The following is a 15,465-nucleotide window of genomic DNA, read 5'->3' on the forward strand; positions in this document are numbered from 1 at the left end:
TAGATAATCATTAAAAAAATATCAAAATACACATCAAAATATGTATTTTTATACGACTTTTTAGGTAATTATATTACAATATCGTAATTTAAATTTTTCGCTTTTTTGATGATTCATGATAATTATCATTTTTACTATCTACTTGAAAGGGTATTTTTGGATAAAATTTTATAATGGTATCACTGATTCAAAAATATAATGTACCTGGGCCTCGTTATACGAGTTACCCAACTGTGCCTTATTGGAATGAATCGTTATTCAATTTAGATACTTGGAAAAAGTCTGTACAAGAGACATTTAAAGTATCAAATAATACAGAAGGAATAAGTCTTTATATTAATTTACCATTCTGCGAAAGTTTATGTACATTTTGTGGTTGCAATAAAAGAATTACTAAGCGTCACGAAGTAGAAACACCCTATATAAAAGCCTTACTTAAAGAATGGCAATTGTATTGTGACTTATTTAATCAAAAACCGATTATTAAAGAAATTCATTTAGGCGGAGGTACACCTACATTTTTTTCTAGTGAAAATTTGGAATTATTAATCAATGGTATTTTTGATTTAGCAACTAAAGCTAATAGGCATGAGTTTAGTTTTGAAGGACATCCAAACAATACAACTAAAGAACATTTACAAATACTTTATAACTTAGGATTTAGACGTGTTTCATTTGGAGTACAAGATTACAGTTTAGCTGTTCAAAAAGCTATTCATCGCATTCAACCCTATCAAAATGTAGCTAAAGTATCTTTTTGGGCAAAAGAAATTGGTTACACTTCCATTGGGCATGATTTGGTTTTTGGATTACCGTTTCAAGATGTAACGGGAATTAAAGATACTATTTTAAAAACGAAAGCACTATTGCCAGACCGAATTTCATTTTATAGTTACGCACATGTGCCTTGGATTAAAGGAAATGGACAACGTGGTTTTCATGATGAAGATTTACCTCAAGATGATAAAAAAAGAGCTATTTACGAAGAAGGGAAAAAACTACTAGTAGAAATTGGATATAGTGAAATAGGTATGGACCATTTTGCACTTAAAACTGATTCGATGTATGAAGCATTCCAAACTAATAAATTACATCGCAATTTTATGGGCTACACAGCCTCAAAAACAGATTTAATGATAGGTCTTGGCGTGTCATCAATTAGCGATAGTTGGACCAGTTTTGCTCAAAATGAAAAATCATTGGAAGCTTATTATGCTAAATTAAAATTGAATGAATTACCTGTTTTTAGAGGGCATCATTTAACAGAAAAAGACATTAAAATAAGAAAACATATCTTAAATTTAATGTGTCATTTTGAAACTTCATGGAATCAAAAAACAATGCAGTTTGATGAACTTGATGATGTTTTAGAACACTTAAAAGAAATGGAATTTGACGGGCTTATAAGCAAAGAAATGAATACACTTTATGTAACTGAAAAAGGAAAAGCTTTTGTTAGAAATATTTGTATGGCATTTGACCTCAAACTTCTTGAAAAAGAACCAACTACCCAATTATTTTCAATGACAATTTAATGGCAGTTTGCTTCTTGTTGTACATGTAAACTCATCGTGTTTGGTGAAAGATAAGGAATTGCCATTCCTGCACCTCTAAGGATAAACAAGACCCCAATCAATACCAAAATAACAGGAATAATCTTTTGAATTTTCTGAAAATTAATTTTTGTAAATTGCGTTAATTGAGTAACCAAAATTAATAAAGGAATAGTTCCGATACCATACAACATCATATAGCCAATACTAGAAATAAAATTTGGCATTGCCAATGCACCAAATAAGGCTGCATATACCATTCCACAAGGTAAAAAACCATTAAGTAAACCGATGATAAATAAAGCCTTAAAAGACTTTCTGTTAAATTGTTTTCCTAATGTGCTTTTAATTTTTGAAAGTAGTTTATATACAGGTTTTGAAAAATTAAATTTCGCAAATTTTCGTTCAGGCACCACCGCAATACTAATCATAATTATCCCTACTAGAATGGATAATTTTTGTTGAAATCCTGCCATAAAAAAACCTCGTCCCAGCAATCCAAACAAAACTCCCAAACTTGCATAAGCTGTCATTCTACCTACATGATAGGTCATCATTTGCACAACTCGTTTAGCGGGATTGGTTTTATCTACAGGTAACATGAGCGCAATTGGTCCACACATAGCCACACAATGTAAACTGCTTATTAATCCAAAAAAAAATGCTGAAAATAACATATCAAATTTTACTAATTATGGGCTAAACTATAGAAAATTAAAAATAAATGGTTTCTTTATTTAAATATTTTTTAGCTTCATAGTCCCAATCTACAGCAATTTCCCAAAGACCGCCTACCAGTTTGTTTTTAGGTATGAGCATTATTGGACCTGATAAAGAAATCTTTGTTTCAAAATCCAATTTCTGGTTAGACGGTCGATATAAGGAAATTGTTCCGTTTATCATTGTAGCATCAAAATGTTTAGGAAAAACAATTTCAATTCCTTCCTCTGTTTTTTGAATACTTAGTTTTTCAACTAAATGATTGGCATTGTTTTGTTTATCAATATTATCCTGTACATTTTTTTCTTGCTTATAATAGTCTTTCACTACCAATTCATTGTCATAAGCTGAGTTCGTTTGAAGCTTTAGTACAAAAAATAGAATAAAACTCATAAAACTTAAAAAACCTAGTACTATTCCTGTTCCCCAATTTAATTTCATATCCATTTATTTTTAGTTATTCATTATCTTAATTAAATGCTCGTGGTCCTAAAAAATTAGTCGTAACTGTTTCAATTACTTTAGTCCCTTCTTTGACTTCAATATTGATTTTAGTATTATCACTTTCTAATACTACCGCAGGAATTTCAACAAATAACGTACCCTGTGTTAAACCTGCTTTGGTTACTTTCAACTTTTCATGCCCTACTACTTTTAGTATCCCTTTCGGATTTACTAACGTAAATGTAATGTTGTTTAAATCTATCGTTGATTTATTAATTATTTTAAAGGTATAGACATTACTGATGTTTTTCCCTTTTTCTTCATACAATTGCCCCGGAAGTCTTAATATGGTAGTATCTACATCTGTTCGTAAAAGAAGCATTGAAAACATAACAATTAATAAGACACTTAAAACACCTATATACCCTTTCATTCGTAGGGTCAGTTTAAAAGGTTCTTTTTTCACAATCTCATCTTCACTTGCATAACGAATTAACCCTTTTTCGAAACCTACTTTTTCCATCATAGTATCACATTCATCAATACATGCGGTACAATTTGTACATTCTAATTGTGTACCATTTCTGATATCGATACCTGTTGGGCATACATTCACACATAAATGGCAATCGATACAATCTCCAAACCCCGCAGCAGTACGATCTTCATTTTTCTTTATTTTTGCTCTTCCTGTTTTACCTTCACCCCTAACATGATCATACGCTACAACAATTGTTTTAGTATCTAACAGTACGCCTTGTAATCTTCCATAAGGGCAAGCTATAATACACACTTGTTCTCTAAACCATGTGAAAACAAAATAGAAAACTCCCGTAAAAATTAATAAAGCCACTAATGTGCTTACATTAGACATAGGGCCTTCTTCTACCATTAATAAAAGTTTATCACTACTAATTAAATAAGCCAAAAATACGTTAGCAATACCAAAAGAAATCAAAAAGAAAATAAACCATTTGATTGTTTTTTTTCTAATTTTTTCAGCATTCCATTCTTGATGATCTAATTTTATTTGTGCCCCTCTATCACCTTCAATCCAATATTCGATTCTTCTAAATACCATTTCCATGAAAATCGTTTGGGGACAAAACCAACCACAAAAAACACGTCCAAAAGCTACTGTAAATAATGTTAATCCTACTACCCCTGAAATCATAATGACTACAAAAAGATAAAAATCTTGTGGCCAAAATGGAAAACTAAAAATATTGAATCGTCTTTCTAATACATTAAATAATAAAAACTGATTACCGTTAATTTTAATAAATGGACTTGCAATTAAAAAAAATAGCAAAAAATAGCTTACTATTTTTCTTCTATTATAAAATTTTCCAACTGGTTTTTTAGGAAAAATAAAATTACGTTTACCTTCTTTGTCTATCGTAGCGATGGTATCTCTAAAATTATCATTTGGTAAATTTGACATAGCAATTTGAGTTTAAAAAAGGGTTTTGATAAGTCAAAACCCTTTTACTTTAATTTATTTTTTAGCAGTAGAATCAACTACAACTGTAGCGGTTTTATCGGCTGATGGGACTGTGGCTTCATCTTTCCATTCTTTTGCTTCTGGTTCTACAGGTTTTGCATCTTTAGGATTTGTGCCTTGTAAAGACAACACATAACTTGCAATTTTTTGAATTTGAGTAGGTTTAATTTGATCTTTCCATGGAATCATACCTTTACCTGGTCGTCCACCTTCCATAATTGTATTAAAGACATTTTTTATACCTCCACCGTTAATCCAGAATTTATCTGTTAAATTTGGTCCGATTGCACCTCCTGCATCTGCTTTATGACAAGCCACACAATTTGCATCAAATAAAGTTTTACCTTCTGCAATTGCTGATGCATCTGTTAACAACGTAACCTTATCTTTATCCATAACATCTGGTGCCGTTTTCATATATTCTTCCACAGCTTTATCGGCAACTTGCATCTCTGTTGCAAATTCTTGATCTTGGTTATATTCGTCCATAATATGGAAACGAACTAAATAAACCAAAGCAAAAATTATGGTACCATAAAATAAGCCTACCCACCAAGGCGGTAATACATTATCTAACTCTTTAATACCGTCATAATCATGATCTAATAATACATCTGCTTCTTCATGAATTGATTTTGAAGCTGTAAATTTATTCATCCATCTCTTGAATGCTTCCTGCTGTGCAATAGGTTTAGTTTGTTCTAAATCATATTGAACTTTTTCTTCAGGCGATAACAAATGATACGAAACCTTTTCAACCGAATTAAGTACAACTTCAATAGCAATTAACAAAAAGATAAATACTATGTGAAAAAGTGCTACAATAGGATATTTAATAAATGCAGGTCGATCTCCTGAATCAATAAAGTATTCCAAAACCGCAAACATGATTGCGTATAACAATGGAATTCTAACATATATTGGAATTAATTTTCTCATCTTATTAATTTTTAATCGTTAAAAGGTAATTCGCTCATTGTCTTTATTTTATCCTTGCTGTAAGTCATTGCGTAAATAAAATAAGACACAAAAACAAGGAAAAAAATACTTAGAGATATGATGGGATAGATACTTACCCCATCAATACCTTCCATATTATGTTTTACAAATTTTAACATAGTTGCTATTTTTTAACTTTAATATCTGTTCCTAATCGTTGTAAGTAAGCAATCAACGCCACAATTTCTCTGTCTTTCATTGGTACAAATTTCTCGCCTGTCATTTTTGCTTTTTCTTTACTAGCCTCATAAGCTTTTACAAACTTAGGATCTCCTTTTAACCCTTCTTCAATTTCAGTAGATTGTTTTTCAATATGTTGTAGTGCATTTGCAATATCTGCGTCTGTATAAGGTACTCCTAACTTGGCCATTACACTCATTTTTTTCTGAACATCTGAATGGTCCATCGTTTTATTATCAAATAACCATTTATATGCAGGCATTATAGAACCCGTTGATGTAGCTTGTGGGCTCCACATGTGGTTAAAATGCCAGTTGTGATTATATTTCCCTCCTACTCGCATCAAATCTGGACCAGTACGTTTAGAACCCCATAGAAACGGATGATCATATACATATTCACCTGATTTTGAGTAGTCTCCATAACGTTTTACTTCAGAACGGAATGGTCTTACTAATTGTGAGTGACAATTATTACAACCTTCACGGATGTATAAATCTCTACCCTCTAATTCAAGTGGTGTGTACGGTTTAACAGAAGTAATCGTTGGAATATTTGATTTTACAATTAACATGGGTACTATTTGGATTAAGCCTCCAATAGCTACTGCAATCGTTGTTAAAATTGTAAATTGTACTGGTTTTCTTTCTAACCAAGCATGTAATTTTTCATTTCTTAATCTTGAACTAGAAATAGTAGCTAATGCTGGTGCTTGTGCTTCTTCATCTTCTACTTTTTCACCTGTTAATACGGTTTTTATTACATTATACACCCCTACCAATACACCAATTAAATATAAGGTTCCTCCGATGGCACGCATAGCATACATTGGCATAATTTGGGTTACCGTTTCCATAAATTGTGGATATACTAGTGTTCCATCAGCATTAAATTGCTTCCACATTTCTGCTTGCGTAAATCCAGCTACATACATTGGTAATGCATATAAAATTATACCTAACGTACCAATCCAAAAATGGAAATTAGCTAATTTTTGAGAGAATAATTTTGTTTTTGTAATTCTTGGAATAATCCAATAAATCATACCAAATGTTATGAAACCATTCCAAGCTAATGCTCCAACGTGCACGTGAGCTACTACCCAATCCGTAAAGTGTGCAATTGCATTAACATTTTTTAGTGACAACATGGGTCCTTCAAAAGTAGCCATACCATAACCTGTAATACCTACTACAAAGAATTTTAAAACAGCATCTGTTCGGACTTTATCCCAAGCCCCTCTTAAAGTTAATAATCCATTAATCATACCTCCCCAAGAAGGCGCAATTAACATAATTGAGAACACAACACCTAAATTTTGTGCCCAATCTGGCAATGTTGAATATAATAAATGGTGTGGTCCTGCCCAAATATATAAGAAGATTAAAGACCAAAAGTGAATAATAGATAATCTATAAGAATAAATAGGTCTGTTAGCTGCTTTTGGCAAGAAATAATACATCAAACCAAGGAAAGGTGTGGTTAAGAAAAAGGCTACTGCATTATGTCCGTACCACCATTGCACCAAGGCATCTTGTACCCCTGCATAAACAGAATAACTTTTTGTTAAGGATACGGGAATTTCTAAACTATTAACAATATGTAATAATGCAACTGCTACAAACGTAGCAATATAGAACCAAACCGCTACATAAATGTGACGCTCTCTCCTTTTGATAATGGTTCCAATCATATTGATACCAAATGCAACCCAAACTAATGCAATAGCAATATCAAAAGGCCATTCTAACTCAGCATATTCTTTTGAAGTAGTAATTCCTAAAGGTAATGTAATTGCCGCTCCAGCAATAATTATTTGCCAACCCCAAAAGTTTACTTGACTCAAAAAATCACTAAACATTCTGGCTTTTAAAAGACGCTGTAAAGAGTAATATACCCCAGCAAAAACCGCATTACCTACAAATGCAAATATAACAGCATTAGTATGTAAAGGTCTTAATCTTCCGTAACTTAACCATGGAATACCATCAGTTAAATTAGGAAATAAATAAAATAAAGCAACAAGTAGTCCTACTAGCATACCAACTACTCCAAAAAGCAAAGAGGCATAAATAAAGTTTCGAACGGTCTTATTGTCATAGCGAAATTGTTGTACATCCATAGTTATTAATATTTAGTTTTTGTTTTTGTTCGTTAGTTCGTCGTCAAATAACATACGCACAGAAGGCGTATAATCATCGTCGTATTGACCATTTTTAACCGATAAAATAAAGATGATCAAAAACACTATTGCTATGATTATACTTACGGTTATTAAAAAATAAATGACACTCATACCTAATTTTTTAACAAAGTTAGCCTTACCCTATTTTAATAAATATGACATTTATCATATATGCTGTTTTTTAATAATTTTTCGAGCAAAAAAGTTGGTCATTATAGTTACAAAACTTACAATTGTAATAGCGCTCATAGGCATAATAACAGCCGCAAACAAAGGGGATAATTTTCCAGTTAATGCAAAAGTTAATCCTACTAAATTATACAGTAAGGATAATACAAAACTCATGTAAATTGTTCGCATTGCCTTTTTTGAATAATCTAAAAATAAGAAAAGCTTAGAAAACTGCGAAGCATCCATTATTCCATCACAAGCGGGGGAAAAAACATTTACGTTTTCAGAAATAGCAATTCCAACATCACTTTGTACCAAAGCTCCTGCATCATTTAATCCGTCTCCTATCATCATCACACTACATCCAATATCTTGTAATTGCTTGATGTAAGCTAATTTATGTTCTGGCTTTTGATTAAACTTAAAAATGGTATTTGAAGGTAAAATGTGTTGCAAATAGTTTTTTTCACCATCATTATCGCCACTTAATACATGAACTTGATAATCATGTGTAACCAATTCGTTGAACACTCGTTCTAATCCGTCTCTATATTGATGATTAAATAAATAATACCCTTTAAATTCATTATTAATTGCAATATTTACTTTGGTTTGCTTCAATGATTCTTCCCTATTATTTATACCTAAAAGTGATTCTGAACCAATTTTTAATTCACAATCAGAAATCGTAGCTATAATTCCTTTCCCAACAATTTCTTCGAATTTTTCAGGAGATTCAGAAATACCTATTTGTGGTAAAAAATCATATAATTTTCTACTTAAAGGATGGTTTGAATTTCGAATGCAACTTCTTACGCATTGTTCTTCTAATTCAGTTAATGGTTTACCAACAAACTCTATTTTCGTTTTAATTGAAGAGGTAATAGTGCCTGTTTTATCAAAAACAACCGTATTTATTTTTGCCATTTGCTCAATAACCATAGCATTCTTTAAATACATTTTTCGATTTCCCATAATACGCAAAACATTACCTAGCGTAAATGGAGCTGTTAATGCCAATGCACAAGGACATGCTACAATTAAAACAGCTGTGAAAACATTAAAAGCAATATACGTGTTTATGAATAACCAAAAAATAAGTGCTCCAAAAGCTAATAGTAATAAAGCTGGTGTAAAATACTGAGAAACCTTATCTGTTATAGATTTATGTTTTTGGTTTATCTTTTTCTGAAAAACATCATTACTCCACAATTGTGTTAAATAACTTTGAGAAACAGAAAACAGCACTTCCATTTCTATTACGCCCCCTATTTGTTTACCGCCTGCAAAAAGTTTATCGCCCGATTTTTTAGCTATAGGCTCTGCCTCACCGGTTACAAAACTATAATCTAAAGAGGTAGATGGAGAAATTAAAATTCCGTCTACAGGTATTAATTCTTGATTGCGAATCAAAAGTCTATCACCTTTTTCTACATCGTAAATTTGACAGGGAATTTCATTATTTTCTTTATCAATCTTGGTAACTGCAATAGGAAAATAGGATTTATAATCGCGTTCAAACGAAAGAAAATCATATGTTTTTTGTTGAAATAATTTACCTAATAACATAAAAAATATGAGTCCAGCTAAACTATCAAAAAATCCTTGACCATAATCAAATAGAATGTCAACCGTACTTCGAATAAACATAACAATAATCCCTAAAGCAATAGGAATATCAATATTTAATATTCCCGAACGAATACTTTTATAAGCAGACACGTAATAGCCACTTGCAGCATAAATAAATGTTGGCAAAGACAATAAAAAAATTAAACCCCTAAAAAAAGGTCGGTACTGATTGATCCAAAATTCTTCTACTTCAAAGTATTCTGGAAATGAAAGCAACATGATATTTCCAAAACTAAAAAAAGCAACACCAAGCTTATAAATTAAACTTCTGTCAACTACTTTTTTTCCTGTTTCATAATTATCTAAACTGATATAAGGTTCATACCCAATAGTTGCTAATAAATAAACAATATCCTTTAAATTAGTTTCTTTAGGATTATAGGTAATACGAACTTTTTTCTGCGTAAAATTTACTTGAGAAGTAACTATACCTTCTTGAAGTTTTTGTAAATTTTCCAAAATCCAAATGCATGAACTACAATGAATATGAGGTATGTACAATGAAACGATATGTGTGTTAGTTTCTTCAAATTCAAGAAGTTTTGAACAAATTTCTTCATCATTTAAAAAATCATATTTTCCTTTAATATCTTGTGGTGTTGCTCCAGGAGCAGTTTCAAAATCATAATAACAGGTGAGATCATTTATCGTAAAAATCTCATACACGGTCTTACACCCTACACAACAAAATGATTTACTGTCATATAGAATTTCTTCCCTTGGGGTATACTCTTTACCACAATGAAAGCAATTTTTTGTATCCATACTAATGCTCTTTTACCTGTGACAAAGGTTACACATTGTTAATAATTAAAATATGATATTTGTCATGCGTTTCATAAATTTGTACAAGAAATAGTGTTTTATGAGTAAATGTGAGCAATGTATTGTAAGAGAGCTTAGTTCCCTAAAAGCCCTAAATAAAGATGAGCTATTAAAGATGGCTGATTGTAAAACGTCTTATGTGGTCAAAAAAGGAGACCCTCTATTTGAAGAAGGAGAAAGTTTACACGGTGTATACTGTGTGAAAGATGGCATTGCTAAAATGACTAAGTTAAGTGCAAATGGTAAAGACCAAATCATTAAGTTAGTTAAAAAAGGAGAATTATTAGGACAGCGTTCTTTAATTAGTGAAGAAGCTGCTAATTTAAGTGCAGTAGCCATAGAAGATATGGAAGTTTGCTTTATACCAAAATCAGAAGTGTTACAGTTCTTCAATGAAAATAATAAATTTTCAATGGAATTGATGAAAACCATTTGTGGCGACTTAAAAGAAGCTGATGATCACATGGTAGATATGGCACAAAAAACGGTAAAACAACGATTAGCAGCAACGTTACTTCAATTAGAAAAAGAATTTGGCAAAAATGAAGACGGTAGTTTACACATTCAACTTTCTAGAGAAGAAATTGCAGGAATGATAGGTACGGCTACAGAAAGTTGTATCCGGTTATTATCTGATTTAAATAAAGAAGGATTAATAGAAATTAACGGTAAAAAAATCATTCTTGTGGATAAAAATGGTTTACAACGCTTGAGTTAGAATAAAGTTATTTTAAAATCTCAATTCGTAACGCTCGCAAGAAATCTTCACCAGCAGGTAATAAATGTATACCTTCTTTTTCTTCAATATTCCCGTTATGTGTAATCGTATCTGCTAAGCCACACCAAGGTTCAATACATAAAAACGGTGCGTTTACTTTTGTCCAAAAAGCGATATAAGGAAAAAATTCATAGGTAACTTTTAGCAGCGGTACGTCTAAATGCTGTAATACTACTTCGTTAGATGTTAAGTTTTTAAATACCAAAGCATCTTTTTCAAAATAATTGTATTGCAAAGGCAAATACCCGTTTTCACTTTCTAGAGCAGTAACTTTATTTACAAATGCTTCGTTTTCTAGATGATGTGTTATTAAAACATCAGGTTGATTAAATTGCAAACTATAATCCGAAATATCTCCATCAATAGCAAAGGCTGGATGAGCTCCAATCGAAAAGGGCATGACTACATCTGATACATTTCGAACAAAATATTCAATCACAAGCTCACTATCTACTAATGTGTAGGCAACATATAATTTAAAATCAAAGGGATAGTTTTCTTTTGTTTTCTCGTTTGATTCTAATTCAAACACTACCTGATGGGCTGCTTTTTGTTCGTAGTTAAATTCAAAATTACGAGCAAATCCATGACGTGGCAAATAATAGGTTTTACCTTCATACGTATAACTGTCATTTCGCAAACGACCTACAATAGGAAACAATACTGGAGATGTTTTGTCCCAATAATTTTTATCCACTTCCCAGATATAATTGACATTATTTTTAACAAGCGAAACTAATTCTGCTCCTAGAGTATTGATAGTTGCTGTAAGTGTATTATTTGTTAGTGTTAGTAGCATACTAATAGTTTAATAATTTTGGTTAATAGTTTTATAAGGATATATAAATGAAAATGTAGGACTAGTATATCATTTTACTTTTCCCTTAAAAATTCTCTTTTTAATAATCCATAATGTACGGCATCCCAAAATTTGCCTCCAAAATAACCATTTTCTCTAAAATGACCTTCTTTTTTAAAACCATTTTTTTCCAATACTCGTGCCGAAGCAATATGCTCTGGATCAATAACTGCTTCAATAGAATGAAATTGAACCACATCAAAAGCGAAGTGGAGTAAGGTTGCAACAGCTTCTGTTACATACCCTTTTCCATCAAATTGGGGTAAAATCATATACCCTATTTCGGTGCGATAATTTTCAGGCTGTGTGCGATAAAACCCCATAAACCCAATAAAATTACCCGTTTCTTTTTCACAAACCGCCCAGTTAATGTCGGTATTTTCTTCCACCTTTGCATTCATCATTAAAATCATATCTAATGCTTGTTCTTCCGTTTCCAATACTGGTCGTGGAATATATTTCATCCGTTCAGGATTACTTCGTAAACGAAAAACTTCTTTGGCATCTGTTTCTTTTAACTTTCTAAAAAGTAATCGTTCAGAAACCAACTCAGGAAAAGGATTATAATTTAGTTGTAACATGTTTTTTATGAGTTAAAGGTGTTAGGTAATAAAATTTATCATTGAAATTTGTTATAGCTTTGTCTTGGGCACGACTACAAAACAACAAAGCTAAAATAGCGCCAATTGTTGCCAACAACATATCTGACTGGGTGTCCCAAATATAGCCTTGCGTACCTAAGAAAGCATCTCCTCCTTCTCCTGTGCAAATAGAGACCCACCATTCTATCCATTCATAAGCTGCACTAATAGCTAAGCAAATAGAAACGATTATAAAATTAAAATAGGCTTTATTCGCAATTACATTTTTACGAATAAACAACTCCCGAACAAGTAAAGCAGGCACAAATCCTTGCGCAAAATGACCCACTTTGTCATAATTATTTCGCGTTTGATCAAAAGTTTCCTTAATCCAATCGAATAAAGGCACCTCAGCGTAGGTATAGTGCCCTCCAATAAATAAAATTATACAATGTAAAAGTATAAAAAAGTAAGTGAAATTTGTGAATGAAAATTTCTTATAGGTTAATGCTAAAATTACAAAACCAACAATTGCTGGAATTACTTCTAAAAACCAAGTGAAATATTCTTTGGGGTGAATAGCTGAAAGTACTAATCCTAGAAAAAACAATACTATATATTTCTTTACCATTTCTTAAGTTTAATTAATAAAAAACATCATATCCATAACGAAATATCATGATGACAACAACAACTAAAAATAATTTTCGAATAAACTGATTCCCTTTTAAAATCGCCATTCTGGTTCCAATTATACTTCCTGACATATTAGATACCGCCATAATAATTGCAATTTCTAATATATAATTTCCTTGCGAAAGAAATACGTAAAGTGCCGAAACATTGGTAATACAATTAATTACCTTTGCATACGCAGAAGCTTCTAAAAATTCAAAACCTAAAAGAGCTACAAATCCTAACACTAAAAAACTTCCTGTTCCTGGACCCAAAAAACCATCATAAAAACCAATAATAATACCCAATAAAAATCCAAGTATATACTTTTTTTTATCGGATAATACTTTTGTAGAATAAGTACCAAAATCTTTCTTTTTAAACGTATAAATGGCAATAGCAATTAACATAAAAAAGATAAAAGGTTTTAGAATATTCACATCGATTCGACTCACTAATTTGGCACCGATAAAAGAAAAAATAAAAGAACTAAATGCAGTAATGAATAATAAGTGCCAATTGAACTTTACTCGTTTTGCATATTGAACAGCTGCTATAGAAGTGCCTGAAAGTCCAGCTATTTTGTTAGTCCCAAAAGCAGTTGGAATACTTGAATTTGGAAATAAAATCATAAAAGCAGGAAACTGTATTAATCCGCCACCGCCTATAACTGCATCAATAAACCCAGCGAAAAGCGAGGCAAAAGCAATAATTATTAAAATAGAAATATCGTGTTGGGCAAAAAGTTCAAGTAAATTCATTCGTAAGTAAAAAATAAACCGACTAGTTGAAAGTAGTCGGTTTTATAAAATTATAGCTTATTTTTTCTTCAATATAGCAGCACTAATTAGTGCAAAAATTGCTCCAATAGGAAAAATTTCCATGTACGTAAGTAAAATTACTCCTATTGGCGATTTATACATTTCTTTATACTGTGCCATTTCGGCTTTTTTAGCTACCAATTCTTCTGGTGGAGTTTGTTTTAAAGCCAAATCACAATAATATTCCATAAAATTTGGAAAAAAATTATAATAAATAATTTGCCAAACTAAAACATATATTGTAGAAGTAATAAAAATAATACCCAATCCAGATAAAAATGCTTTACCAAATGGTATTATTCCGTTATTTTCGTTTCTTAGTTTTATAACACCTAAGACAATGAAAATGTAAGCTAAAATCATGGTAAACATACCAATAAACATACCTACCGTTTCTCCAGGATTCAACTTTAAATACAAAGTTATAGAAGACATAACCATAGAAGCGGCAATACCACCTAAGATTCCATACTTTAAAATAATTTTATTCATAAATTTAATTTTAAATTAATAATTATCATCTCCCGAAATTACCATTTTGAATGGAAGATCATAATATATGGAGACGGAAATATTATTTTTTCTAGCAGGACAAAAAACAATACTCTTTTGAATTTGTTCAAAAGCTTTTATTACTAATAAATCATAAAAAATACCGCCAGTTGATTTTGGAAAATTAATAAATTCTAATTTTCCTTCTTTATCGATTATAAAAGATAATGTAACAGCTAAATTCAGCGTTTTTTCCAAATAGACATCTGAAATTAAATTTGAAATAGTTGTAGAAAACCTTGATCTTATAATATTTACAAAACATTTATTTTCATCAAAAGGAGACAATCCTTTATCTTTACAATTCTGATGTGTTGGAAATAAAATTTCGTTATTTTCTGTATATCTTTCACAAACTTCTTTTGGTAAAGCATCGACTGAATTGGGACTATGGATTCGGTCAATACTAACACGTAAATATTTATTTCTTTTCAAATAGAGTTCATTCAACAAATTATTATCTTCTTGAAATACTATCTTTAATTCATTTATTATGTTTAATTCATTATTACTATTTAAACTTAAATAAAGGTTGTTTTTATATTTTGAGTAATCATCATATAATACTTCAATGTTTTTATAAAACTGATAGTTAGAATAATTTGAAATTTTTATGATGGTATCTTTATCTATCGTATAATTTGTATGCTGTATAATAAAGTCTTTTATTTCCTTTACTTTATCAATATAAACAGTAAAATTTTTTCGTTGTTCATCTGTTTTCAACTGCTTATAAATTGTTTCCGATTCTTGAGCAATTGAAAAAGTAACCATTAAAAGAAAAAAAAATATTTTAGGCATCATCAAAAATTTTAACCAAATATACTAAAAAAACCTAGTCCACATTACTGCAAACTAGGTTTTCACACTAAAAACTAACTAAACTATTTATTCATGTGCAACTAATTAACTGTTTTTTAAAGGTCAGTATAGCCTATTTTCATTGGTTTTACATACAAACGATTTAGTTTAAGGCGATTTCATAC

At 30.9% G+C, this 15,465-nt stretch carries 15 protein-coding genes; 2 read left to right on the forward strand and 13 right to left on the reverse strand.

Translation table 11 applies throughout. From position 1 onward, the window contains the following. Positions 1–170 precede the first annotated feature (170 nt). Positions 171–1,535, forward strand: a complete 1,365-nt coding sequence (gene hemN, locus RF683_RS05410; RefSeq protein WP_309533154.1) for an oxygen-independent coproporphyrinogen III oxidase — start codon at positions 171–173, stop codon at positions 1,533–1,535. On the opposite strand, the gene RF683_RS05415 is transcribed toward hemN, so the two are convergent. The 7 genes from RF683_RS05415 to RF683_RS05445 all read right to left on the reverse strand — a co-directional run bounded on the left by RF683_RS05415 (position 1,532) and on the right by RF683_RS05445 (position 10,153). After that, entirely contained in the window at positions 1,532–2,230 is a 699-nt protein-coding gene (locus RF683_RS05415; protein WP_309531324.1) for a sulfite exporter TauE/SafE family protein, read from the reverse strand. The genes hemN and RF683_RS05415 overlap by 4 nt on opposite strands. 37 nt (positions 2,231–2,267) lie before the next feature. Then, positions 2,268–2,714, reverse strand: a complete 447-nt coding sequence (locus tag RF683_RS05420) for a FixH family protein (protein WP_309531325.1) — start codon at positions 2,712–2,714, stop codon at positions 2,268–2,270. Between the two features lie 28 nt (positions 2,715–2,742). Next, positions 2,743–4,161: a cytochrome c oxidase accessory protein CcoG gene (gene ccoG / locus RF683_RS05425; RefSeq protein WP_309531326.1), complete on the reverse strand. Its 1,419-nt coding sequence runs from the start codon at positions 4,159–4,161 to the stop codon at positions 2,743–2,745. Between the two features lie 54 nt (positions 4,162–4,215). After that, the gene (locus RF683_RS05430; protein WP_309531327.1) at positions 4,216–5,160 is read right to left on the reverse strand and encodes a cbb3-type cytochrome c oxidase N-terminal domain-containing protein; all 945 of its coding nucleotides are present in this window, start codon (positions 5,158–5,160) and stop codon (positions 4,216–4,218) included. Positions 5,161–5,344: 184 nt separating this feature from the next. Next, positions 5,345–7,522: a cytochrome-c oxidase, cbb3-type subunit I gene (gene ccoN, locus RF683_RS05435; RefSeq protein WP_309531328.1), complete on the reverse strand. Its 2,178-nt coding sequence runs from the start codon at positions 7,520–7,522 to the stop codon at positions 5,345–5,347. A gap of 12 nt (positions 7,523–7,534) precedes the next feature. Continuing rightward, positions 7,535–7,696 (reverse strand): cbb3-type cytochrome oxidase assembly protein CcoS, encoded by a 162-nt coding sequence (ccoS, locus tag RF683_RS05440; protein ID WP_309531329.1) that lies wholly within the window; start codon positions 7,694–7,696, stop codon positions 7,535–7,537. A 54-nt stretch (positions 7,697–7,750) separates the two neighbouring features. Beyond that, entirely contained in the window at positions 7,751–10,153 is a 2,403-nt protein-coding gene (locus RF683_RS05445) for a heavy metal translocating P-type ATPase (protein WP_309531330.1), read from the reverse strand. 100 nt (positions 10,154–10,253) lie between these two features. Here RF683_RS05445 and RF683_RS05450 point away from each other — a divergent pair, with 100 nt between their 5' ends. Continuing rightward, a complete protein-coding gene (locus tag RF683_RS05450; protein ID WP_309531331.1) occupies positions 10,254–10,931 on the forward strand; it encodes a Crp/Fnr family transcriptional regulator in 678 nt (225 codons plus the stop codon). A gap of 7 nt (positions 10,932–10,938) precedes the next feature. Here the strand turns inward: RF683_RS05450 and RF683_RS05455 are convergent, their stop codons facing one another. The 6 genes from RF683_RS05455 to RF683_RS05480 form a co-directional block, all read right to left on the reverse strand. Then, the gene (locus RF683_RS05455) at positions 10,939–11,790 is read right to left on the reverse strand and encodes an aldose 1-epimerase family protein (RefSeq protein WP_309531332.1); all 852 of its coding nucleotides are present in this window, start codon (positions 11,788–11,790) and stop codon (positions 10,939–10,941) included. A 74-nt stretch (positions 11,791–11,864) separates the two neighbouring features. Next, the gene (locus tag RF683_RS05460; RefSeq protein WP_309531333.1) at positions 11,865–12,431 is read right to left on the reverse strand and encodes a GNAT family N-acetyltransferase; all 567 of its coding nucleotides are present in this window, start codon (positions 12,429–12,431) and stop codon (positions 11,865–11,867) included. Continuing rightward, entirely contained in the window at positions 12,412–13,062 is a 651-nt protein-coding gene (locus tag RF683_RS05465) for a DUF2238 domain-containing protein (RefSeq protein WP_309531334.1), read from the reverse strand. The genes RF683_RS05460 and RF683_RS05465 overlap by 20 nt, the downstream gene beginning before the upstream one ends. 13 nt (positions 13,063–13,075) lie before the next feature. Further along, positions 13,076–13,867: a sulfite exporter TauE/SafE family protein gene (locus tag RF683_RS05470; RefSeq protein ID WP_309531335.1), complete on the reverse strand. Its 792-nt coding sequence runs from the start codon at positions 13,865–13,867 to the stop codon at positions 13,076–13,078. Between the two features lie 57 nt (positions 13,868–13,924). Next, positions 13,925–14,419 carry a DUF4199 domain-containing protein gene (locus RF683_RS05475; RefSeq protein WP_309531336.1) on the reverse strand — a complete coding sequence of 165 codons (495 nt, stop codon included), beginning with the start codon at positions 14,417–14,419 and terminating at the stop codon, positions 13,925–13,927. Positions 14,420–14,434: 15 nt separating this feature from the next. After that, positions 14,435–15,280, reverse strand: a complete 846-nt coding sequence (locus RF683_RS05480) for a hypothetical protein (protein WP_309531337.1) — start codon at positions 15,278–15,280, stop codon at positions 14,435–14,437. Positions 15,281–15,465 lie beyond the last annotated feature (185 nt).

Source organism: Flavobacterium sp. 20NA77.7, assembly GCF_031326205.1.
In the GTDB taxonomy this organism is placed as follows: Bacteria; Bacteroidota; Bacteroidia; order Flavobacteriales; family Flavobacteriaceae; genus Flavobacterium; species Flavobacterium nakdongensis.

What these genes read in the sequence shown, in the direction of transcription:
- RF683_RS05415 (WP_309531324.1), bottom strand. Translation starts at nt 2,230, where the DNA reads ATGTTATTTTCAGCATTTTTTTTTGGATTAATAAGCAGTTTACATTGT.
- RF683_RS05420 (WP_309531325.1), bottom strand. Translation starts at nt 2,714, where the DNA reads ATGAAATTAAATTGGGGAACAGGAATAGTACTAGGTTTTTTAAGTTTT.
- ccoG (WP_309531326.1), bottom strand. Translation starts at nt 4,161, where the DNA reads ATGTCAAATTTACCAAATGATAATTTTAGAGATACCATCGCTACGATA.
- RF683_RS05430 (WP_309531327.1), bottom strand. Translation starts at nt 5,160, where the DNA reads ATGAGAAAATTAATTCCAATATATGTTAGAATTCCATTGTTATACGCA.
- ccoN (WP_309531328.1), bottom strand. Translation starts at nt 7,522, where the DNA reads ATGGATGTACAACAATTTCGCTATGACAATAAGACCGTTCGAAACTTT.
- ccoS (WP_309531329.1), bottom strand. Translation starts at nt 7,696, where the DNA reads ATGAGTGTCATTTATTTTTTAATAACCGTAAGTATAATCATAGCAATA.
- RF683_RS05445 (WP_309531330.1), bottom strand. Translation starts at nt 10,153, where the DNA reads ATGGATACAAAAAATTGCTTTCATTGTGGTAAAGAGTATACCCCAAGG.
- RF683_RS05450 (WP_309531331.1), top strand. Translation starts at nt 10,254, where the DNA reads ATGAGTAAATGTGAGCAATGTATTGTAAGAGAGCTTAGTTCCCTAAAA.
- RF683_RS05455 (WP_309531332.1), bottom strand. Translation starts at nt 11,790, where the DNA reads ATGCTACTAACACTAACAAATAATACACTTACAGCAACTATCAATACT.
- RF683_RS05460 (WP_309531333.1), bottom strand. Translation starts at nt 12,431, where the DNA reads ATGTTACAACTAAATTATAATCCTTTTCCTGAGTTGGTTTCTGAACGA.
- RF683_RS05465 (WP_309531334.1), bottom strand. Translation starts at nt 13,062, where the DNA reads ATGGTAAAGAAATATATAGTATTGTTTTTTCTAGGATTAGTACTTTCA.
- RF683_RS05470 (WP_309531335.1), bottom strand. Translation starts at nt 13,867, where the DNA reads ATGAATTTACTTGAACTTTTTGCCCAACACGATATTTCTATTTTAATA.
- RF683_RS05475 (WP_309531336.1), bottom strand. Translation starts at nt 14,419, where the DNA reads ATGAATAAAATTATTTTAAAGTATGGAATCTTAGGTGGTATTGCCGCT.
- RF683_RS05480 (WP_309531337.1), bottom strand. Translation starts at nt 15,280, where the DNA reads ATGCCTAAAATATTTTTTTTTCTTTTAATGGTTACTTTTTCAATTGCT.